Source organism: Streptomyces sp. NPDC054794 (assembly GCF_053611585.1).
Window position 1 is genome coordinate 1 of sequence record NZ_JBSHAQ010000096.1, and the last position, 19,885, is coordinate 19,885.

Sequence of the window (19,885 nt, forward strand, 5' to 3'; positions counted from 1 at the left end):
GAGCCTGCCTCCGCAGAGGCAGGCTCGGCCGGGGAGCCCGGCGCTCGGTGGCGACACCGGTGAACCGAGACCGGTGGCTCGGCGACGTCCGGGGCGGTCAGGTCACCCCGGTCGAAGCACCTAGCGCGCGGTGCCGAAGTCCTGGGTCCAGTAGCTGTTGGGCTGGGCCAGGCCGACGCCTATCTCCTTGAACGTGCAGTTGAGGATGTTCGCCTTGTGGCCGGGGCTGGACATCCAGCCCGCCATGACCTGCTCCGGGGTGGAGTAGCCGTAGGCGACGTTCTCTCCGTAGGCGCTCCAGTCGTAGCCGGCCCGCGTGATGCGGTCGCCCGGCGAGGAGCCGTCGGACCCGGTGTGCGACATGTTCTGGTGCGACGCCATGTCCGCGCTGTGTGCCTGGGCGGCCTTGGTCAGGGTCGCGTTCAGCTTCAGGGCCGAGCAGCCGACCTTGCTGCGTTCGGCGTTGACGAGCTGCACGATGCGGGCGACGGTCCCGGACGCCGTGGCGGCGGGCTTCGGGGTGCTCGGCGCCGCGGGGGGCGCGGAGGGGGTGGCGGCGGGCTTGGGAGCGGCGCTGTGCGACGCGGTGGGGCTCGGCTTCGGCGGCGCGGGCTTCGGCGCGGCAGGTTTGGGCGCGGCCGGCTTGGGTGCGGCGGTGTGCGGAGCGGCCGGCTTCGGTGCGGTGGTGTGCGGAGCGCTCGGGGACGCGGCCGGAGCCTTCGGCGCCGTGTGCCGGTGCCCGCCGTGCCCGCCGGTGTTCCGGACGTGGTCCCACTGGAGGTTCCACTGGCGGCCCCAGTCGCCCTTGCTCCACCATTGCCCGGCCGCGGAGTTCCGTCCGGGCTGGAGCTGATCTCCTCCGCCCGGCCATTCCGAACAGGCCAGGGCGACGGACGGTACGCCCACGATGCCCGTGGCGACGGTTGCGATGACCATCCGCCGGTAGTGCTGCTTCTTGCGGTGCTTCCCCATGCGTGACCTCACTCGGTAGTCGCCGAGCGCCTCTGGTGCGGCTGGCTCTGCGCCGACTCCACTCCTGAACTGCGGAGACGTAGTGCGGTCGTCATTCTTAGGACCGCTTGACAGGGCACGCAAAGGCCCTTCGTACTACCTCGCTTCGTAGGCCTGGGCGGCCCTTGCCACGGGCGTGGGTGCATGCGTGTCCGGCGTACACGCACTTCGCCGCCTCCTGATGCCCCGTCAGAAGCCTTGTGCGTGTGAAGAACGGGCGAAAGTGCCGAGTGCTGGGAATGCCGCCAAGTCGGGCACGTTCGCCGCCTGGGCCAAGACGGACAAATCCCATATGTCGATAGAGCGGCATCTACTATCCGGCCCGGCTACTTCGCGGCGCCCCTGTGAGGGATGTCACGGAACCATTGCTTCCGCTTTTCGGTCCGGTGGCCGCGGGTGCCTCGGCCTCGTGGTGGTGGGCGCCGCCTCGACGTGTCCGTCGGGTGGTGCGTCCCCCGGGCTCCGCTGGGCCCGCGCCCGCTGCCGGGTCCCGCCGCGGCCGGTCGGGGTGGGCTGATGGTCCCCATGCCGCGACCCGGTCGGGGCCCGTTCGGCCCTATCCGGGGCCGGTGCCCCTGCGGCGATCATGGGGCGGCGGTCCGGAGGGGCCGGGTCCGTCGACCGGCCCCGTGCGTCTTTCGGCGCGTCGACATGTCGATGAATCGTGAAGATGGGGAGGGCGCCGTCCAGTGGACGAGGTGCGCATACAGCAGGTGGGGGCCACGCGGCCGGAAGCCGAGGTCACGGCGGTGTCCGGGGTCGGGGCCGGGGACGGAGCCGGGGCCGAGGGCGGACGGGCCGAGCGCGGTGCCGCGCGCCCGTCCTGGACGGAGTGGCTGACGACCACCGACCACAAGAAGATCGGGACGATGTACCTCGTCGCCGCCTTCGTGTTCTTCCTCGTCGGCGGCGTGATGGCGCTGATGATGCGGGCCGAGCTCGCCCGGCCGGGCCTGCAGATCATGTCGAGCGAGCAGTTCAACCAGGCGTTCACCATGCACGGCTCGATCATGCTGCTGATGTTCGCGATGCCGCTGTTCACCGGCTTCGCCAACTGGATCATGCCGCTGCAGATCGGCGCCCCGGACGTCGCCTTCCCCCGGCTGAACATGCTCGCCTTCTGGCTGTTCCTGTTCGGCTCCTCGATCGCCGCGTTCGGCTTCCTCACCCCGGACGGGGCCGCCGACTTCGGCTGGTTCCTGTACGCCCCGCTCTCGGACGCCGTTCACTCCCCGGGGCTCGGCGCCGACCTGTGGATCATGGGCGTGGCGCTGTCCGGCTTCGGCAGCATCCTCGGCGCGGTCAACTTCATCACCACGATCGTCTGCATGCGGGCACCCGGCATGACGATGTTCCGGATGCCGATCTTCGTGTGGAACGTGCTGCTGACCGCGGTCCTCGTCCTGATCGTCTTCCCGGTGCTCGCGGCGGCGCTGTTCGCCCTGGAGTGCGATCGCAAGTTCGGCAGCCATGTCTTCGACGCGGCCAACGGCGGGGCGCTGCTGTGGCAGCACCTGTTCTGGTTCTTCGGCCATCCCGAGGTGTACATCCTGGCGCTGCCGTTCTTCGGGATCGTCTCCGAGGTGATCCCGGTCTTCTCCCGCAAGCCGATGTTCGGCTACATGGGTCTGGTCGCCGCGACGATCGCGATCGCCGGTCTGTCCGTGACGGTGTGGGCCCACCACATGTACGTCACCGGCGGGGTCCTGCTGCCGTTCTTCTCCTTCATGACCTTCCTGATCGCGGTGCCGACCGGTGTGAAGTTCTTCAACTGGATCGGCACCATGTGGAAGGGCTCGCTGTCCTTCGAGACGCCGATGCTCTGGACGACCGGATTCCTGATCACGTTCGTCTTCGGCGGCCTGACCGGTGTCATCCTGGCCTCACCGCCGATGGACTTCCACCTGTCCGACTCGTACTTCGTGGTGGCCCACTTCCACTACACCGTGTTCGGTACGGTCGTGTACGCGATGTTCGCCGGATTCCACTTCTGGTGGCCGAAGTTCACCGGCAAGATGCTCGACGAGCGCCTGGGCAAGATCACCTTCTGGACGCTCACCATCGGCTTCCACCTCACGTTCCTGGTGCAGCACTGGCTGGGCGCCGAGGGCATGCCCCGCCGGTACGCCGACTACCTCGCGGCCGACGGCTTCACCGCCCTCAACACCCTGTCCACGATCGGGGCGTTCCTGCTGGGCCTGTCGATCCTGCCGTTCTTCTACAACGTGTGGAAGACCGCCAAGTACGGCGAGCCCGTGAAGGTCGACGACCCCTGGGGCTACGGCCGTTCGCTGGAGTGGGCGACGTCCTGCCCGCCACCGCGGCACAACTTCGCCTCCCTGCCCCGTATCCGCAGCGAGTCCCCGGCGTTCGACCTGCACCACCCGGAGATCGCCGCGCTCGAATCGGGCGCGAGGTAGGCCGTGTCCCATCCCGTTGCCGCCCTGGGGACCGCGCTGGTCACCGCCGCCGGCTGTGTCTGGTACCTGCCGGCCGTGGCCGACCTGCGCGCCGGCGCGGACCGGCCGGACTCCCGGCGTACCGCCGCCGTGGCCTGTGTGACCGGATGGGGCAGTGCCGGTGTCCTAGCCGTGCTGCTGCTGGTGGCCGAGACCTGGTGGACGCCGGGCGCCGCGGCCGTCACCGCGGCCGCCTGCACGGGCGCCGTGCGCCTGCGCTCGGCCGCGCAGCGCAGGCGCGAGGCGCGGGAGGCCGTACGCCTCTGGGCACAGCTGCGGCACGCTCGGCCCCGGGCCTGCGTGGGGCCCTCCCGGAGCGTCGTCGCCGCCTCGGTGTGTGCCGTGGCCGCCGTGGTGGGCCTCCTGCTCGTGGTCGGTCACGGTTTGTCGGGGCGCTCGTAGAACTGGAGCACACCGCCGACGGAGAAGCACAGCGCGCCGGTGAGCGTGCCCCAGTTGGCGATGTTCACGTTGACGAGGCTTCCGGTCGCGGGGCGGGTGAACGCGGCGAGCGCGGCGAGCAGGAAGAGCACCGACCCGAGCTGGTTGATCGCGACGATCCACCAGCCGAGGTCGCGCACGCGCAGACCCGGTCGGCCGTGGCAGACCTCGACCAGCGCCAGATGTCCCGAGGCCAGGAACAGGAAGCAACCGACCATGTCGGGGGCCCAGATCAGCCTGTTCAGCTCCTTGACCGAGAGGCCCTTCAGGAACGAGTCCAGAAGGTTGATGCCGAACACCAGGGTTCCCGCGAACAGGATGAAGGTGCTCAGCCAGTCGATGCGGACGGGTTCGTAGCTCCACCACCTCCAGCGCGGCGTTTCCAGCGCGCCGGTTGCGCTGTCCCGGCGCGGGGAGTTGACCGCCTGGAGGAAGGACGCGTATCCGCCGGTGTTGAAGAACAGGCCGCCGACGAAGTAGATCGTGGCACTCGCCGAGGTGTCCGAGCCGAACTGGCTGACGCCGGCACCGAGGGCGAACAGCGCGCCTCCGACGGTGAAGGCGAGGGCGGCGATCGTGTTGAGCCTGCTCAGTCGGCGGAGCGCGACGGCGTCCGCGCTCCGCGCCTCGGCTTCCCGCCGTCCCGCGGTGCGGAAGGTGAGCACCCCGCGTTTGCGAGCCGGACGCGACTCCCACACCGCGATGATGTCCTCGGCGGGTTTCCAGGTCAGCCGCGTGATGAAGGGCCCGGCCCCTTCGGCGTGCTCCTCGAAATGGCTCACCCGCCGACTGTAACGGCGGGCGCCAAAATCCGACGAACCGGACATGGCGGAGTCCGGTGGCCGTGGGGGCCGGGTCCTCGCGCGCGTGCCGTCAGGCGGGCTGTGCGGTGGCGTGCAGGTCCTCCAGCGCGTCGCGGATGACGGTGCGGCGGTGCCAGGAGAGCCAGCGGCCCACCACGGCTCCGGTGGTCTCCAGGGCGTCGAGCTGGGCGCGCGTGAAGCCGCCCAGGGGGCGCGGGTGGTGGGAGGAGATCACCCCGAGCGGCGCGCCGCGCTCGTCGAGCAGCGGGACGCTGTGGCAGGCGCGGCTGCCGGCGTGCAGGATCACCCGCCGGGACTCCTCGTCGAAGACGGTGGCGGTGGCCACGTCGCGGACGGTGACCTGCCGCCGGTTCTCCGCCGCCCGGCCGCAGGAGGTTCCGGGGCCGTCGACGAAGGTGAAGTGGTCGACGAACCGCCGGTTCAGACCCGTGTGCTTCTCCATCCGCAACAGGCCGTTCTCGGCGAGCTGTACGTTGCCCATCGGGGTCTGCGTGATGTCGAGGACCCGGTCCAGCGCGGCACCGAGGACGGCGCCGGCCGGGCCCGCGGCGTCGTTGTGGTCGGCCGGTGCCAGGCCGGTGAGCGGGGGAGGGGCGGTGCGGACGCGACGGGGGAACCAGGCGTGCGCGTCCCGGTCGGGCCCGGGGGTGCGGAGCACGGCGTCGGCGAGGGTGTGCAGCTTGACGTTGTGCCGCTGGGACGTGTGGCGCAGCAGGTCGAACGCCTCGCCCAGGGAGGGCAGTCGGTAGCGCTCCAGCAGTACGCCCTGGGCCGCGGATATGGAGGTGCGCGCCAGCATCCGGTTGCGCAGTCCGGCGTTCTGCTGCCGCAGCCGCTCGTGCTCCTCCCGGTCGGATGACGAGTCGTGCAGGGGAATCACCTTGCCTTCCGGCTCCTGGCTCATCAGGCCACTTCCTTTCGCTGGATGACAGACGCATCGTCCTGCGGTCGGGTGCCTGTTTCCCCAAGCACTGGCCCGACTGTAACGGGCCTGGCGGGAGTGCACGCAAGAGGTCGCCGAACGCCGGTACGCGGGCGCCCTCGGGCGCACCGCGACCGGCGCCGCACGGTCGGCGGTCCCTCGGGATCGGCTACGGCAGTTGCACGAAGGGGGACAGGAAGGAACGGGGCCCCGGTGTGTCGAGCCGGTACGCGACGTTGGTCGCGTAGCAGGGGGTGTCCCCGGTGATGGTCGTGGCCACGAGGACGCGCTTTGTGCCGAGGACGGCGAAGTCGGGGCCGCCGGAGTCCCCGTAGCAGGCGCCGCCGTTGCCCTGGGGCGCGGTCATGCCGAGGCGTACCCAGGCCTTGTTGAGGGCGTTGAAGGTCACGGGCGCCTTCATGCGGACGCCGCCGCCCGGGTGGGTGTGGCCGCCCGGGCCGTTGACCGCCTCCTGCGTGCCGTACCCGGCGACCGTCCAGGCGGCGGAGTTCAGTCCCTGTGGTGCCAGTGAGTCCAGCTGGTCGGCGGTCGGCAGGGCGGCCGGGGTGAAGGACCAGCGGGCGGCGACCTTCGCGGCGGGCAGCTCGATCACCGAGATGTCGTGCGGGTCCGAGGCCGGGCCCGGGTAGTCGGGGTGACTGTGTGCGGTGCCCTCGACGGCGACGGCGCTCGCCTGGGCGGCCGGGTCGCCCGGGTACTGCTTCGCGGCGGCGTCCAGTGCGGCCTGGACGTCCTGGTCGAGCGAGACGTAGAACCGCACGTCGTCCGGCCAGTCGGTGGTGCAGTGGGCCGCCGTCAGAAACGTGTTCGCGTCGATCATCGTGCCCGAGCAGACCCAGTCGACCCGGTCCGGCGTGGCCGGGTCGTCGTCGTTGTCCCAGGTGGCCACGAGCGCGCCCACCTCGGTGCGTTCGGGCGCGGGTGTGGCGTTGTACGAGTTGATCGCGGACGAGGGCAGCGCGGTGGCGAGCACGGTGGCACAGGCCGCTGCGGTGACGGCGGTGGCGCGTAGGGCGGTCAAGAAGAACCCCTTCACTGGGTGTGTGGGACAGGCGTTCTCCTGTGGGAGGTAGGGAGCATTGAAGTGCCTGGGGCGGCCCGCGACAAGACCCGGCTCGTTCATGGGGATGAACGTCGATCACGTGGGTGTACATGCCGGTGGCCCCTGTGCGAGGCTCACGCCAACTTCCTTGCGACAGCGAGCAGTTGGGGGCAGGCGGTCATGAGTGTTTCCCGGCGTACGGTGCTGGCCACGGCGGCCGGTGCCACGGCCGCAGGTGCTTCCTCGGCGCGGACCGCGCGGGCGGCCGACGGCCCGGCACCGGCCGCCACCGTGCGTACCCTGCGCGCGGCGGCCGACTACGCGGTGGAGAAGATCGGGGCGGTCGCGCCGGGAGTGACGGCGTTCCCCGTCGGCACGAAGTGGGGGTGACGGCCGTGGTGCAGCGGGAGCACGTGCACCGGAACTACACCGACCTGGGCGAGGAGACCGATCCGACGTACACCTACGACTTGGCCCCGCCCCCCGGCGTACCCCACCGCACGCTGGACGCCGGGACCACACGGCTGACCGTCGGCGCACGGGTGCTGGTCACCGTCGACCCTCAGGACCGAGCGGCCCCGCGCCTGGGTCATCGTCCCGAATCCAGCCGGTTGTCGGACCGGATCCTGAGCGTCTGCGAGCTGCTCGTCCTTCTCCTCCTCGCGGGCCTGTCCGCCGGTCTCGGACACGTGCTCGGGCGGTCGGCCCCTCACCGACGCGCGGCGGCCCTGGCCCGACGCCGTGGGCCGGGGCCGCCCGAGGACACGGCGCACTACGCCGGTTCCTAGCGGCCGACCCGCGCGCGGATGTCTAGCGCACCTCGGCTGTCCAGTGCGGGTCGCGGCCCAGGTGGGCGAGGAGTGCCTCGGCGCTGGTGTGGTCGGCGCGCGGCTGCCGGGCCGGCGCGAAGACGCGGTAGGCGTCGCGCAGGTGGTCGACGAGCCGGTCCGCGGCCGGCCGGATGCCGTCGGCCAGGGCGTCGTCGAGCCTCCGGTCCTGGCCGGTGGCGACGGCGATGTCCCAGGCGTGGACGCCCGCATCCATCGCGGCCGTCGCGGCGGCCAGGGCGAGCGGCATCGGGCCCAGCGGGGTGGGGACCTGGTCGGCGTCGGCGGGCAGCCGCGTGTACGCGTCCGCCACCGCGCCCAGTGTCTTGTCCAGCTCGGCCGCCGGGTCGCCGTCGAGGGCGTCGGCCGGCTGGAAGGGGTCGCTGTCCGGGCGACCGCCGGTCAGGGCGAGGCCGTAGGCCTGCTGGTCGATCCGTGCGTGATTGAGGACCTGCCGCGCCGTCCACTCGCTGCACGGCGTCGGTACGCCCCAGGCGCCCTCCGGAACGGCGGCGACCACCTCGCGCAGATAGTCGTGCGCACGCGTGAGAACGGAGATGCCCTGCATGTTCGCCATGTCTGCCGCCTTCTGCCGACCCTGCGGTTGATGAGACGAACCTATGGGCCGTTGCGGACAGATACGGTCCGCGATGCGGGGACTCGGCGCGGAGCGGAGAAGAAGTTTCGCGTCTTGTGTGCTGTCACAGGGCTACGAGATCCGCCCATCGGGTCACCCCGCCCGGATGCACGCGTATGCCGTGGCGCGAGGCCAGGGCGTGCACGATGCTCTCGCCGCGGCCGTGCTCGTCCGGGTCGATCCCCAGGGGCCACTGCCCCGGCGCCAGGACGGGACCACCGTCGGTGACCTCGATCCGCAGGGTGCTGAGTCCGTCGCGCCGGTCCCACGAGAGCCGCAGCTCCGCAGGGGGCACGGCGTGCACGAGCGCGTTGGTGAGCAGCTCCGACACCACCAGAAGTGAGTCGTCGACGATCTCCGGCGACACCCGCCAGTCGTCGAGGAGCGCCCTTACCTGTCGTCGTAGGGCCGAGACGGCGCCCGGGACATGTGGCAGCGGAGCGACGTACTCGACTGCTTCCCAAGGCACCATGTCCAGCTGTACCGCCATCTGCTCTCCTCGGGTGAGCGCTGTCGGCCTGATGCCGGGCCCCGTGCGCTTCTACCGGGCCTCAGTGCACGTTATGGAGTGGGACGAACGGGGTCAATGAACACCGGTCGGCATTACCGAACGGCTCCTTACAACCCGGCACCGAACCGGCCGACTGCACGTAAAGCGGACACGGCGGCGCGGTACTAGGCTCGCTTCATGACCGGCCCAGTCCAGTCGATCGAACGGGCGGCGGCGATATTGCGTCTGCTCGCCGGTGGACCCCGTCGACTCGGGCTCGGTGAGGTGGCGGCCTCGCTCGGGCTGGCGAAGGGCACCGCCCACGGGATCCTGCGCACGCTCCAGCACGTGGACTTCGTGGAACAGGACGCCGCGACGGGAAAGTACCAGCTCGGGGCCGCCCTGCTGCATCTCGGCACCAGCTATCTCGACGTCAACGAGCTGCGCTCGCGCTCGATCAACTGGGCCGACGCCCTGGCCGCCCGCAGCGGGGAAGCGGTCCGCCTCGGCACCCCCCTGGAGGGCAAGGTCCTCGTCGTCCACCATGTGTTCCGGCCCGACGACACCCTCCAGACCCTGGACGTGGGCACGCTGCTGCCGCTGCACGCCTCCTCGCTCGGCAAGGTCCTGCTGGCCTACGGAACGGCGCCCGTGGAGGCGGCCCTGGATGTCGGCCTGGAGATGTACACCCGGCACACCCTGATCGCCCCGGAGCGGCTCACCGAGGCCCTCGCCGAGGTCCGGGAGCAGGGCTGGGCCGTCGAGGTCCAGGAGATGAGCATGGGCGAGGCCGGCGTCGCCTCCCCGATCCGGGGACAGGGCGGTCTCGTGGTGGGTGCGCTGGGGCTGTCCGGGCCGGTCGAGAGGATCTGTGACAGCCACGGCCGGCCCCGGCCGAACCTGATCACTCTGCTCCGCGAGGCCGCGCGGGCGATCTCCCGAGACCTGGGGGCTGCTCGCTGGTAATCCCCCACCGCCTTGTCGACACATCGGAAGGCAGATCCGATCATGGTGGAACGGTACGTAATGTCCGTCGATCAGGGCACCAACTCCACCCGATGCATTCTGTTCGACCATCAGGGGCGGCTGGCTGCGGTCGCGCAGCGGGAGCACCAGCAGCACTTCCCCAGACCGGGCTGGGTCGAGCACGACGCCGTCGAGATCTGGCGCGCCCTGCAGCGCGTCGTCCCCGACGCCCTGTCCGAGGCCGGCATCGGCGTGGACCAGGTCGCCGCCATCGGCATCGCGAACCAGCGCGAGACGACCGTGCTCTGGGACCGGCACACGGGTGTTCCGCTGGGCAGGGCGATCGTCTGGCAGGACACGCGTACGGCACCGCTGGTCGAGGACCTCAGGCGCCGGCCCGGGGACGAGTACTTCCTCGACCGGTGCTGTCTGCCCCCCTCGACCTATTTCTCGGCGCTGCGGATCCGCTGGCTGTTCGACCACGTCGGCGGTCTGGAGCAGCGGGCCATGGCCGGGGAGGTGCTGTTCGGCACGATCGAGAGCTGGCTGATCTGGAACCTCACCGGGGGCGTGGACGGGGGTCTGCACGTCACCGACGCCACCAACGCCAGCCGCACGATGCTGATGAACATCCGCACGCTCACCTGGGACGAAGAGCTGCTGGCGTTCTTCGGGGTGCCCCGCCCCATGCTGCCCGAGATCCGCTCCTCCGCCGAGAGCTACGGCGAGGCCCGCTCGGTCGTCCCCGGCGTCCGCATCACGGCCGCTCTCGGGGACCAGCAGGCCGCCCTGTTCGGCCAGACCTGCTTCTCCCCGGGCGAGGCGAAGTGCACGTACGGAACGGGCAGCTTCCTGCTGCTCAACACCGGGTCCGAGGTCGTGCGGTCCCGGCACGGACTCCTCACCACCGTGGGCTACAAGATCGGGGACCAGCCCCCGGTCTACGCCCTGGAGGGGTCGATCGCCGTCACCGGCTCCCTGGTCCAGTGGTTCCGCGACCGGCTGGGGCTGATCAGCAGCGCGCCGGAGATCGAGACCCTCGCGCGGACGGTCGAGGACAACGGCGGCTGCTACATCGTCCCCGCGTTCTCGGGGCTGTTCGCTCCGCACTGGCGCAGCGACGCGCGCGGCGTCATCGTCGGCCTGACCTCGTACATCACCAAGGGGCACCTGGCCCGGGCCGTCCTGGAGGCGACCGGCTGGCAGACCCGGGAGGTCGTCGACGCCATGAACGCCGACTTCCCGGTCCCGCTGAAGCAGCTGAGGGTCGACGGCGGCATGACGGCGAACAACCTGCTCATGCAGTTCGTCGCCGATGTGCTCGACGTGCCCGTGGTGCGGCCGATGGTCGCCGAGACGGTCTCCCTGGGCGCCGCCTATGCCGCCGGGCTCGCCGCGGGCTTCTGGGCGGACCTGGAGGTCCTCAGGCGGCACTGGCACCGGGCCGGGCAGTGGCTGCCGGACATGGATCCCGAGCGGAGGGAGTCGGAGTACGAGAACTGGCAACGGGCCGTCGAACGGTCGCTGGGGTGGATGAGACCGCCGAAGCACGAGTGACCCGCCACGGCCGTGCCCCATGTCGGGCGCGCAGTGGGGGCGCGCGAGGCGCGGACGAGGGAAAATCGGAATATGGACTTCCGTATTCCTGGTGGATGGGCAATCCCCCGGGGTGGATGGGCCGTATATACAGGTATGTCGAGATTCCGGTTTCCAGTGGGCCGACTCTCGGACGAAGCTCTGCTGTCCGGGCTGGCCACAGGCGATCCGGAGCTCGCCGTCACCTTCGTACGGAGGTTCCAGCACACGGTCTTCGGTGTCGCCCTCGCGGTCATCGGGGATCCACAGCTCGCCGAGGACATTGCCCAGCAGACGTTCGAACGCGCCTGGCGTCATGCGCAGATCTACGACGCGCGCCGGGGGTCGGTGCGGACCTGGCTGACGGCCATCGCCCACAACCTCGCCATCGACGCCGTCCGTTCCCGGCGGCCGGAGCCGGTGGCGCCCGAGGATCTCGAAGCGATCCTCGGGGAGGTCAGCGAGACGCCGGAGCAGCAGGCGCTGGCCGACGAGGCGTCCACCCGGCTGCGGGCGGCCGTGGCCGAGCTGCCGCCCGAACAGGGCCGTGCCCTGGTGATGGCGGGTATCTACGGCATGACCGCCCAGCAGATCGCCGACTCCGAGAAGATCCCGCTCGGCACCGCCAAGACCCGGGTCAGGACGGCGATGGGCAAGTTGCGGACCACGCTCGCGTCTCCGAAACGAGGCGACCATGTCCAATGACATGACCTGCGAGAAGCTGCGGGAGATCGGCGCCGAGCTCGCGCTCGGTGTGCTGCCCGGACGGGAACGCGCCGGTGCGCTCGCCCATCTGGACGGCTGCGCGGACTGCCGCGAGTACATCGAGCAGTTGACCCTCGTGGGCGACGGGCTGATCGGCCTGCTCCCCGGCAGTGAACCGCCGGTCGGGTTCGAGGCCCGGGTGGCACAGGCGCTGACCCGGCAGGCGCCGGCGCACGAGGGGCGAGGGCACGCCCGCGCGTCCGCCGCGCGCAAGGGCTCCTTCCGCCGGGCACGGCTGCGGTTCGCCTCCGTCGCGGCCGCGTGCGTCGTCGCGATCGGGTTCGGCGGCTGGGCGGCCGGTACGGCGGTCGAGCACGTCCTGGCCGGGCCTTCCCGCAGCTCCGCCGTCAATGCCGAGATGCTGTCCGGCGACCTGACCGCGACCGCCGCCGGGGGAAAGCCGGTCGGCGAGGTCTACGCGCACACCGATCCCGAGGGCTGGGTCTTCATGACCGTCAACCTCGCCCAGGCCGGCAGCCCGTACAACGGCAAGATCAACTGCGTGCTGGAGCACAAGGACGGCTCCACGGTGCGCGTGGGCACGTTCACTCTGCGCAGCGGCAGCGGCTCCTGGGGCGCCCCCACCTCCGTCGACCCCTCGGCGGTCTCGGGCGCTCGCGTGACGACGCCCGACGGCACCGTGCTCGCGACGGGTCCGCTGGCCGTCGGCGCGTAGGTACGGTTCGCCGGGTCCGCGAAGGAGCGCGCTCCCTCAGCTCAGGACGATGCCGGGTCCCTCACCGCCGGACCCCGCACGGCGGATCCCCTCGCCCGGGAGCGCCGCGCCGAGGGCCCTGGTCAGCTCGGAGACCGTCGGCCGGGCCGCCGGGTCCGCCCGCAGGCAGGCGTCGACGGCCGCGGCGAGCGCGCGGGGCAGGCGGCGGCGCGTGGCGATCGGCGCCCCGGCGACGGGCACGACACCACTGGCCACCTCGTACAAGGTCATGCCGATGCCCCAGACGTCGGCCGACGCCGACAGCCGTCCGCCGCGCACCTGCTCCGGTGCCATGTAGCCGTACGTGCCGAATCCGGCGGGCGCGGGGCCGGGCGGCCGGGCCACGCTGAGGTCGAACACCTTCGCGTGCCCGCAGTCCACCACGACGTTGGACGGTTTGAGGTCCAGGTGCAGCAGGCCCTGGCCGTGCAGATAGTGGACCGCGGAGCACAGCTGCACGCCGAGGATGGCCACGTCCCCGGCGGACAGCCGGCGCCGCAACCGGCGGACGAGGTGGGACAGCGTCTCCCCGGTCAGGGTCTCCAGGACGACGAGTGGCTCCGGGGAGGTGAAGAGCTCGTACGCGCGGACCAGGTGCGGATGCGTGAATACCCGCAGCCACCGGCCCTCCCGCAGGAGCCGGTCGCCCAGGTCCGCCTTGTCGCGGCGGTCCGGACGGACCACCTTGATCACACAGCGGCAGGCCCGCTCCTCGCTCCAGGCGTCGTACACGTCCAGCCAGCCGGTGCGCACGAGATGGCCGAGGAACTCGTAGCCCGGGACCGGGCGGGTGCCCGGTGCCCGCGCGAGGGGCGGTCGCTCCGGTCCGCTCGGGCGGTCGGCTCCGCCCACGCCCTCCGGCTCGCCGGATCCACCCGGTCCGCCCGATCCCTCCGCTCCGCCTGTCATGACAGCACCGTCCCCGGTCGTGTGGCGGGCATCCGAGCCGGGTGGCCGGTCGCGGCGCCGAGCCGGTGCAGACGGGCGTAGGCGCCGTCCCGGGCCAGCAGTTCGTCGTGGGTCCCGGACTCGGCGACCCGGCCGCCGTCGAGCACCACGATCCGGGTGGCGTCGCGGACGGTGAGCAGGTCGTGGGAGATGACGACGGTGGCCCGACCCGCCATCAGACGGCGCAGTGGCTCCATGATCTTCAGGCCGGACGGTGCGTCGAGGCTGGTGGTCGGCTCGTCGAGGAGGAGGACGGGCGCGTCCCTGATCATCGCGCGTGCGATGGCCAGGCGCTGGCGCTGTCCGCCGGACAGGGTCCGGCCGCGCTGGCCGACCACCGTGTCGTAGCCCGCCGGGAGACGCTCGATGAACTCGTGGGCATCCGCGGCGCGCGCCGCTGCGACGATCTCCGCCTCGCTCGCCCCGGGCCGGCCGTAGGCGATGTTCTCCCGGACCGTGCCCTGGAAGACGAACGTCTCCTGCAGGACCACCGCGACGTTCTCGCGTACGTCGCACACGCGCAGGCTCCGCAGATCCGCGCCGTCGAGCCGGAGCGCGCCCCGGTCGGGGTCGTAGAAGCGCAGCAGCAGCTTGGCGGCCGTGGACTTGCCGGCCCCGCTGGCCCCGACCAGCGCCAGGACCTCGCCGGGGGCGACGTGGAACGACACGTCGGACAGGGCCCGGCGCGCGGTGCCGGGGTAGCGGAAGGACACGGCGTCGAACTCGACGGCGCCCCGGGCCCGGCCGATCCGGCGGGCGTCGGGGACCTCGGTGACCTGGGGCCGCTGGTCGAGCAGCTCGATGATCCGTTCCGCGGACGCCGACGCGGCGTAGAAGGTGTTGCCCAGATGGGACAGGCCGCGGATCGGGCTGTACAGCTTGCCGATCAGCGCGAGGAAGACCAGCAGGCCGCCGAGGGTGAGTTGGCCCTGGGCCAGCTTCCAGGTGCCGAGGCCCATGACGGCGAGGCCGCCCGCCACCTCGATGACCTCGACGAGCGAGCCGTAGACGGCGTGGATGCGGGTGGAGGCCATCGTCGCGTGGAACGTGCCGAGGCTCTCCCGCTCGAAGCGGCGCTCCTCCCAGTCCTGCCGGTTGTACGCCTGGACCAGCACGACATTGCCCAGCGACTCCTCGGCCACGGCGCTCAGCGAGCCGCTGCGGCGCCTGCGCTCCCGGGACGCTTCCTTGATCAGCCGGGAGAAGTGCCGGGCGGAACGCCAGAACAGCGGGACGATGGCGAGCGCCAGCAGCGTCAGGTCCCAACGGAGGTAGAAGAGCAGCCCGAGGAAGACGCCCAGCCGGACCAGGTGGTACAGGCCGTCCGCGACCCCGGAGAGCATGAACGTCTCGACGGAGTCCACGTCACCCGTGACACGGGAGAGCACGTCCCCGAGCCTTCGGCGCTCGAAGAACCCGAGCGACAGCCCCTGGACGTGCCGGAAGACGTCGGAGCGCAGGGCCAGCAGGAACCGCTCGCCGACCCAGGTGGACGTCATGTCGTCGGCGAAGCCGAGCACGCCCGAGCCGACGACGAGCGCCAGATAGGTCGGCGCGATCCAGACGAACGGTCTCAGATCGCGGGGGACGAGCACGTCGTCCACCACGATCTTGAACAGCCACAGTTCGGCGGCGTCGGCCAGGGGCCCGACCAGGCTGAACAGCACGAGTGGCACCAGCCAGGGCCGGCGGCCCCGGGTGTAGGGCCAAAAGCGCCGGAACACCTCGCGCGGCGGCACCGGCGGCGCCGCCGTGACCACGGTGCTCGCGGCGTCGGGATCCGCGCCCACGGCCAGCAGTCGCCGCAGGGCACGGCGAGGGATCTGCCAGGGGACACGCACCATGGTTCGGCTCCGTCGCGCACCGACGGCGGAACGGACCGGTTCCCCCGGTCACCGGTCCGCTCGGTCTGGTGTCAGTAGTTGTGGCCGGAGTGGCCGTGACCGTGGTCGTGGTGCCCCTCGCCGTGGTCGTGCCCGTGGCCGTGCCGGTCGTGGTCGTGGTGGTTGTCCCTGTCTCCTCCGTGGCCGTGGTGCGACGTGTTGTCACCGTGGTCACGATGGCTGGCCGGGAACAGCCGACTGAAAATCGCCATGAGGTTCCTCCAGTTGAAACATGCCTTGTATCACATACGGTGCAGAACGGGAATTAGATGGCGTTTCCGAAGAAAACCTGCAGATTTCATCGAATGCGCCGTCATCGGCGGGCCGCGCCGGGCCCCACCGGGACCTGCTCGTGCGCCGCCCTGTACGGCAGTCCGGGGGCGGCGCCCCGCGCGGTCAGGACACCGAGCCAGGCGAGGAACGCCACGACGAAGAGCCCCTCGACGAGCAGGGACAGCGGGCCGTACGGCGACTCCCAACCGGGCTCGTAATAGCCGCCCGGGAGGCCCACTGTGCGGGAGAACGCGAAGGCGATGATCATGCCGAGGCTGACGAGCGTGCCGGTCAGCCAGGCGATCAGCGGACGTTTCATGACGATCAGCGCCACCGCCACGGCGAGCATGACGGCGCTGCCCACGGCGAACAGGACGCCGATGTAGAACATCTCCGCCAGGTGGTCGGGGACGAGGAGCGTGTGCAGCACCGTGTTGCCGATGGCGCAGCCCGCGGCCAGTCCCGTCAGGCCGGCTTCGGCGGCATGCGTGGAGTTCATCCTGACTCCAGGTGTTCAGGGGCATCGAATCGCTGGGCAACGAGGCTCCGGAGAGCGGGTGTTCCGGGTGGTGGTCGGGTTTGTGTCCCCTGGAGTGCATACGGAAGGCGGCGGCGGAGGGATTGCGGTTTCCGGTACTTGATGCGAACCGATTCGCTGTGTCGTCACCCGGTGACGTCGGTGTATGTGCCGGCGGGCGTGAAACCGCCCTCGCCGCACGGAGCGTGAGGGTGCGGCAGGTTCCGGGACGTCATACGGGATCTCCGACGCGCCAGCCGGGTTCGAGGCGGTCGAGCAGGGCGTGGCAGGCCGCACCCGCCCGGTCCCAGTCCCCGTCGGCCAGGGGTGCGGTCAGCAGGCCGAACATCGCGTCGACCAGCAGGGTGGCCTCCGTCCGGGCGTGCGGCTCGGTCATGCCCAGGCCACGGAAGAGGGAGGTCACCAAGCCCGTCCACTCGCCGAGGAGGTCGCGCATGACGGGGCCGTACCGCTCGGGATGCAGCACGCTGGCGCTCATCACCTCCAGATAGAGGGGCAGCGTTGCGCGCATGTCGGGGCCGCTGAACTGCCGCCAGATCTCCTCCGCGAACCGGCGCAGCGCCGCGGCGTCCCGGGGGGTGCCCATGGTGTCGAGCAGGCCGCGGACGCGCAGGAGCGGGCGCGCCTCGTACAGCGCGAGCGCCTCGGCGACCATGCGCTCCTTGGTGCCGAAGTAGTACAGCAGCATGCGGTCGCTGGTGCCCAGTGCCCGGGCCATCGGGCGCAGGGACAGGTCCGCCAGGCCGTTGTGGATGACGTACGACCGAACGCGTTCGAGCAGGTCACGACGTTTGGCCGGGTCGGGTGGACGCGGCATGCGCGCTCCTCTCCGCTCTGTCCGATTCATCATTTTTTGTACAAGTATTTACTGTAGCGTCCGCTACGTGTACCTTATAGCTGTAGCAGCTGCTACGGAAATGGCGCAGGCAGCTCGTACCCCCGAAGGGACTGATTCCCATGGCCGCCCGGGCTCTGGGTCGCACCACCAACCCCCTCGCAGAACACCGCCCCCTCGGGAAGGTGGCGTCGCGTCTGGCCCGGCAGCGGGCGATGTGGTCCCGTGTCTTCGAGCCGTTGCGGCCGCTCGACGCGCCGCGCGCCCGCGCCACCGCCTGGGACGCCTCCTGGCCCCTGCGGCGGGACCTGACCTCGGTTCGTCAGGCCCGGCGACTGGTGACCGCGCAACTGGCCGACTGGGGCGTGCGGGATCTGGTCGACACCGCCGAACTGCTGGTCAGCGAGGTCGTCACCAACGCCCTGTGCCACACCTCCGGCTCCGTGCGGCTCAACCTCCAGCTGCGTGGCGACCGCCTGCTGTGCGAGGTCGAGGACACCCGGGACGCCGCTCCCGTACGGCATGTCGTCGACCCCGAGGCGGAGGGCGGGCGCGGCACCGAGCTGCTCGACCTGCTCGCCGAGGCGTGGGGCACCACGCGTACGGCCACCGGCAAGACGATCTGGTTCCGGCTGCGGACGGAAGCGTCCGAGGCGTGCGAGCAGGGGTGGTGATCTCCGACGTCCCGCTGATGCGACCCGAACTTGTCTGAACAAGTTTGGTCGCGGTTCTTCCGCCCGACAAGGGCGGCCGGTACCTATGTCCCGTTCATGGCGCACAGCCAGGCCTTGACACGCACCATCCTCATGGCACCCACAGCAACGGGACGAGGTATACGCATGCGACTGCGCTGGAGATCCCACGGCGGGCTACTCACCCTCCTCGGCGCACTGATCGTCTCCGCTCCCGCCCCCGCCCAGGCGGCGGGCGGCAGCGGCAACCTGATCGTCAACGGCGACGCGGAGGCCGGCGGCTACTGCACCGACGACTGGAGCAGCGCCTCCACCGTGCCCGGCTGGAGTACCGAGGCCGGCGGCCCGGACGTCATGTGCCACACCGCCGGCTCCTTCGGGCTGCCGAGCGACGGCAAGGCGCCCGGCAAGGCCTTCTTCGGGCCCGGCAACTTCGGCGACGGCGCGATGACACAAACCGTCGACGTCTCCTCGGCCGCCGCCGCCATCGACGGCGGCGGCGTCGACTACGACCTCTCCGGCTGGCTCGGCGGCTGGACCGCCTACAGCGGCTACGTCGGGGTCGGCCTGCACTTCCAGGACGCGAACGGCCGCCCGATCGGCGCGACCGCCAAGCTGCCCACCGTCTCCGCGAGCGACCGGGGCCTGGCCACCAAGTTCCTCTCGCGCACCACCACCGGTTCGGTCCCCACCGGCACCCGGTCCATCCAGGTCGAGGTGCAGTTCCTGTCGACGTCCCACGAGACGGGCTACCTCGACAACCTCTCGCTCACCCTGAACACACCGGTCACCGCCCCGGCCGCACTCACCCCGCCGGCCACCAAAGTGCCCGGCTACGACCACGTGTTCATGGTCATGATGGAGAACACCGACTACTCCGCGATCATGAACGATCCGGCGGACACGCCCTTCATGCACAGCCTGATGGGGCAGGGCGCGACGCTGACCGACTTCCACGGCGTCTACCACCCGAGCGACGAGAACTACCTCGCCGTCGCGGGCGGCGACACCTACGCCAAGGGCGCCACCTACTGGCCCAACATCAATTCCCCGCAGCGCAACCTGGGCGACACCATCGAGGCGGCCGGCAAGAGCTGGAAGGCCTACGAACAGGGCATGGGCACGCCCTGCAACACCAGCAACAACTTCGACCGCTACTACGAGCCCGACGACGCACCGTTCATCAACTACACCGACATCAGCGGCAACGCCTCCCGCTGCGCAGCGCACCTGTTCGACACCTCGCAGCTGACCACCGACCTCCAGTCGGCCGCGACCACGCCGAACTTCTCCTGGATCGCCGCCGACGACTACTACGACGGCGAGGCCTCCGGCAACGGCTCTCCCACCAGCCTGAAGACGCAGGACGGCTGGCTGAAGCAGACGCTCGCCCCGGTGCTGACCTCTCCCGCCTGGACCCAGCAGCGCTCGCTGCTCATCCTGACCTGGGACGAGAGCAACAGTGAGGCCTACAACCACATCGTCACCACGGTCGTCGGCTCACAGGGCACCGTCCCGGCCGGCACCAGCAGCCCGGCCCACTACGACCACTACGGCATCGCCCGCACCATCGAGGGGGCCCTCGGCCTGCCCGGCCTGACGGCCAACGACACCTACGCGACGCCGCTGAACGCGGCCTTCGCACCGTCCACCGCCACGAAGCCGACGCTCACCGGCGGCCAGAAGGCGGTCGCGAACGGCGGCAACGTCACCTTCCGGTACGCGGTGCCCTCCGCCGCGCAGGTGAGTGCGAAGAACTGGATCGGCATCTACCCGGCGGGTGTCGTCCCCGGCCGGCAGTCCTCGCAGGCCTGGGCGTACGCGCCCGACGCGAGCGGCGCGCTGACCTTCTCCACCGGCAAGCTCAACGGCGCGGGCGCGTACGACGTGTACTACCTCGCCAACGACGGCTACTCGGTGCTGGCCGGGCCGATCTCCCTGACCGTCGGCTGATTCGCCGACCGCCGGCTGAATCGGCGGCAGCGGCACGCGCGCTCGGCTCCCGGCATCTCGCCAGGGGC

21 protein-coding genes are annotated in these 19,885 nt (G+C 71.0%); 10 read left to right on the top strand and 11 right to left on the bottom strand.

All coding sequences use genetic code 11. The annotated features are described in order from the left end of the window. Positions 1-120: 120 nt before the first annotated feature. On the bottom strand, positions 121-972 hold the full coding sequence (locus ACWGKT_RS46400; protein WP_453278485.1) for a CAP domain-containing protein: 852 nt from the start codon (positions 970-972) through the stop codon (positions 121-123). 788 nt (positions 973-1,760) lie between these two features. On the opposite strand from ACWGKT_RS46400, the gene ctaD reads away from it, so the two are divergent. Together ctaD and ACWGKT_RS46410 are read left to right on the top strand one after the other, a co-directional pair. Further along, entirely contained in the window at positions 1,761-3,431 is a 1,671-nt protein-coding gene (gene ctaD, locus ACWGKT_RS46405; RefSeq protein WP_453278503.1) for an aa3-type cytochrome oxidase subunit I, read from the top strand. A 3-nt stretch (positions 3,432-3,434) separates the two neighbouring features. Beyond that, a complete protein-coding gene (locus ACWGKT_RS46410) occupies positions 3,435-3,872 on the top strand; it encodes a hypothetical protein (RefSeq protein WP_453278486.1) in 438 nt (145 codons plus the stop codon). Here the strand turns inward: ACWGKT_RS46410 and ACWGKT_RS46415 are convergent. From ACWGKT_RS46415 to ACWGKT_RS46425, 3 genes are all read right to left on the bottom strand, one after another. Beyond that, positions 3,848-4,693 carry a hypothetical protein gene (locus ACWGKT_RS46415; RefSeq protein ID WP_453278487.1) on the bottom strand — a complete coding sequence of 282 codons (846 nt, stop codon included), beginning with the start codon at positions 4,691-4,693 and terminating at the stop codon, positions 3,848-3,850. The genes ACWGKT_RS46410 and ACWGKT_RS46415 overlap by 25 nt on opposite strands. Positions 4,694-4,784: 91 nt before the next feature. Further along, positions 4,785-5,639 (bottom strand): GAF and ANTAR domain-containing protein, encoded by an 855-nt coding sequence (locus ACWGKT_RS46420; RefSeq protein ID WP_453278488.1) that lies wholly within the window; start codon positions 5,637-5,639, stop codon positions 4,785-4,787. Positions 5,640-5,826: 187 nt separating this feature from the next. Then, positions 5,827-6,699, bottom strand: a complete 873-nt coding sequence (locus ACWGKT_RS46425) for a trypsin-like serine protease (RefSeq protein WP_453278489.1) — start codon at positions 6,697-6,699, stop codon at positions 5,827-5,829. Positions 6,700-6,900: 201 nt separating this feature from the next. Between ACWGKT_RS46425 and ACWGKT_RS46430 the strand changes: the two genes are divergently transcribed. Both ACWGKT_RS46430 and ACWGKT_RS46435 read left to right on the top strand, forming a co-directional pair. Beyond that, positions 6,901-7,110: a hypothetical protein gene (locus tag ACWGKT_RS46430; RefSeq protein ID WP_453278490.1), complete on the top strand. Its 210-nt coding sequence runs from the start codon at positions 6,901-6,903 to the stop codon at positions 7,108-7,110. Next, the gene (locus ACWGKT_RS46435) at positions 7,107-7,508 is read left to right on the top strand and encodes a hypothetical protein (protein WP_453278491.1); all 402 of its coding nucleotides are present in this window, start codon (positions 7,107-7,109) and stop codon (positions 7,506-7,508) included. Before ACWGKT_RS46430 ends, ACWGKT_RS46435 begins: the two co-directional genes overlap by 4 nt. A gap of 22 nt (positions 7,509-7,530) precedes the next feature. Here ACWGKT_RS46435 and ACWGKT_RS46440 read toward each other — a convergent pair whose 3' ends face one another. After that, entirely contained in the window at positions 7,531-8,124 is a 594-nt protein-coding gene (locus ACWGKT_RS46440; protein WP_453278492.1) for a TIGR03086 family metal-binding protein, read from the bottom strand. Positions 8,125-8,248: 124 nt separating this feature from the next. After that, positions 8,249-8,674 carry an ATP-binding protein gene (locus ACWGKT_RS46445; RefSeq protein ID WP_453278493.1) on the bottom strand — a complete coding sequence of 142 codons (426 nt, stop codon included), beginning with the start codon at positions 8,672-8,674 and terminating at the stop codon, positions 8,249-8,251. Positions 8,675-8,872: 198 nt separating this feature from the next. On the opposite strand from ACWGKT_RS46445, the gene ACWGKT_RS46450 reads away from it, so the two are divergent. From ACWGKT_RS46450 to ACWGKT_RS46465, 4 genes are all read left to right on the top strand, one after another. Beyond that, complete coding sequence (locus ACWGKT_RS46450) at positions 8,873-9,640, top strand: IclR family transcriptional regulator (protein WP_453278494.1); 768 nt, start codon at positions 8,873-8,875, stop codon at positions 9,638-9,640. Between the two features lie 42 nt (positions 9,641-9,682). After that, positions 9,683-11,197, top strand: a complete 1,515-nt coding sequence (gene glpK / locus ACWGKT_RS46455; RefSeq protein ID WP_453278495.1) for a glycerol kinase GlpK — start codon at positions 9,683-9,685, stop codon at positions 11,195-11,197. 135 nt (positions 11,198-11,332) lie between these two features. Then, the gene (locus ACWGKT_RS46460; RefSeq protein ID WP_356142593.1) at positions 11,333-11,920 is read left to right on the top strand and encodes an RNA polymerase sigma factor; all 588 of its coding nucleotides are present in this window, start codon (positions 11,333-11,335) and stop codon (positions 11,918-11,920) included. After that, positions 11,910-12,656, top strand: a complete 747-nt coding sequence (locus ACWGKT_RS46465; RefSeq protein ID WP_453278496.1) for an anti-sigma factor family protein — start codon at positions 11,910-11,912, stop codon at positions 12,654-12,656. The genes ACWGKT_RS46460 and ACWGKT_RS46465 overlap by 11 nt, the downstream gene beginning before the upstream one ends. Before the next feature lie 36 nt (positions 12,657-12,692). Here the strand turns inward: ACWGKT_RS46465 and ACWGKT_RS46470 are convergent, their stop codons facing one another. The 5 genes from ACWGKT_RS46470 to ACWGKT_RS46490 all read right to left on the bottom strand — a co-directional run bounded on the left by ACWGKT_RS46470 (position 12,693) and on the right by ACWGKT_RS46490 (position 17,154). Then, the gene (locus tag ACWGKT_RS46470) at positions 12,693-13,604 is read right to left on the bottom strand and encodes a serine/threonine-protein kinase (protein WP_453278497.1); all 912 of its coding nucleotides are present in this window, start codon (positions 13,602-13,604) and stop codon (positions 12,693-12,695) included. Next, positions 13,601-15,487: an ABC transporter ATP-binding protein gene (locus tag ACWGKT_RS46475; protein WP_453278498.1), complete on the bottom strand. Its 1,887-nt coding sequence runs from the start codon at positions 15,485-15,487 to the stop codon at positions 13,601-13,603. Before ACWGKT_RS46475 ends, ACWGKT_RS46470 begins: the two co-directional genes overlap by 4 nt. Positions 15,488-15,558: 71 nt before the next feature. Then, a complete protein-coding gene (locus ACWGKT_RS46480; protein WP_453278499.1) occupies positions 15,559-15,738 on the bottom strand; it encodes a hypothetical protein in 180 nt (59 codons plus the stop codon). Positions 15,739-15,839: 101 nt separating this feature from the next. After that, the gene (locus ACWGKT_RS46485) at positions 15,840-16,298 is read right to left on the bottom strand and encodes a hypothetical protein (RefSeq protein WP_356142583.1); all 459 of its coding nucleotides are present in this window, start codon (positions 16,296-16,298) and stop codon (positions 15,840-15,842) included. Positions 16,299-16,548: 250 nt separating this feature from the next. Then, positions 16,549-17,154, bottom strand: a complete 606-nt coding sequence (locus ACWGKT_RS46490) for a TetR/AcrR family transcriptional regulator (protein ID WP_453278500.1) — start codon at positions 17,152-17,154, stop codon at positions 16,549-16,551. A gap of 140 nt (positions 17,155-17,294) precedes the next feature. Here ACWGKT_RS46490 and ACWGKT_RS46495 point away from each other — a divergent pair, with 140 nt between their 5' ends. Beyond that, positions 17,295-17,846, top strand: coding sequence for an ATP-binding protein (locus tag ACWGKT_RS46495; RefSeq protein WP_453278501.1), 552 nt, complete (start codon positions 17,295-17,297; stop codon positions 17,844-17,846). 165 nt (positions 17,847-18,011) lie between these two features. Next, a complete protein-coding gene (locus tag ACWGKT_RS46500; protein ID WP_453278502.1) occupies positions 18,012-19,817 on the top strand; it encodes an alkaline phosphatase family protein in 1,806 nt (601 codons plus the stop codon). The last annotated feature ends 68 nt before the right edge of the window (positions 19,818-19,885 follow it).

Coding starts and splice junctions, on each gene's coding strand:
- ACWGKT_RS46420 (WP_453278488.1), bottom strand. CDS start 5,639: ATGAGCCAGGAGCCGGAAGGCAAGGTGATTCCCCTGCACGACTCGTCA.
- ACWGKT_RS46465 (WP_453278496.1), top strand. CDS start 11,910: ATGTCCAATGACATGACCTGCGAGAAGCTGCGGGAGATCGGCGCCGAG.
- ACWGKT_RS46490 (WP_453278500.1), bottom strand. CDS start 17,154: ATGCCGCGTCCACCCGACCCGGCCAAACGTCGTGACCTGCTCGAACGC.
- ACWGKT_RS46485 (WP_356142583.1), bottom strand. CDS start 16,298: ATGAACTCCACGCATGCCGCCGAAGCCGGCCTGACGGGACTGGCCGCG.
- ACWGKT_RS46480 (WP_453278499.1), bottom strand. CDS start 15,738: ATGGCGATTTTCAGTCGGCTGTTCCCGGCCAGCCATCGTGACCACGGT.
- ACWGKT_RS46430 (WP_453278490.1), top strand. CDS start 6,901: ATGAGTGTTTCCCGGCGTACGGTGCTGGCCACGGCGGCCGGTGCCACG.
- ACWGKT_RS46470 (WP_453278497.1), bottom strand. CDS start 13,604: ATGACAGGCGGAGCGGAGGGATCGGGCGGACCGGGTGGATCCGGCGAG.
- ACWGKT_RS46450 (WP_453278494.1), top strand. CDS start 8,873: ATGACCGGCCCAGTCCAGTCGATCGAACGGGCGGCGGCGATATTGCGT.
- ACWGKT_RS46460 (WP_356142593.1), top strand. CDS start 11,333: ATGTCGAGATTCCGGTTTCCAGTGGGCCGACTCTCGGACGAAGCTCTG.
- ACWGKT_RS46440 (WP_453278492.1), bottom strand. CDS start 8,124: ATGGCGAACATGCAGGGCATCTCCGTTCTCACGCGTGCGCACGACTAT.
- ACWGKT_RS46445 (WP_453278493.1), bottom strand. CDS start 8,674: ATGGCGGTACAGCTGGACATGGTGCCTTGGGAAGCAGTCGAGTACGTC.
- ACWGKT_RS46475 (WP_453278498.1), bottom strand. CDS start 15,487: ATGGTGCGTGTCCCCTGGCAGATCCCTCGCCGTGCCCTGCGGCGACTG.
- glpK (WP_453278495.1), top strand. CDS start 9,683: ATGGTGGAACGGTACGTAATGTCCGTCGATCAGGGCACCAACTCCACC.
- ACWGKT_RS46400 (WP_453278485.1), bottom strand. CDS start 972: ATGGGGAAGCACCGCAAGAAGCAGCACTACCGGCGGATGGTCATCGCA.
- ACWGKT_RS46500 (WP_453278502.1), top strand. CDS start 18,012: ATGCGACTGCGCTGGAGATCCCACGGCGGGCTACTCACCCTCCTCGGC.
- ACWGKT_RS46495 (WP_453278501.1), top strand. CDS start 17,295: ATGGCCGCCCGGGCTCTGGGTCGCACCACCAACCCCCTCGCAGAACAC.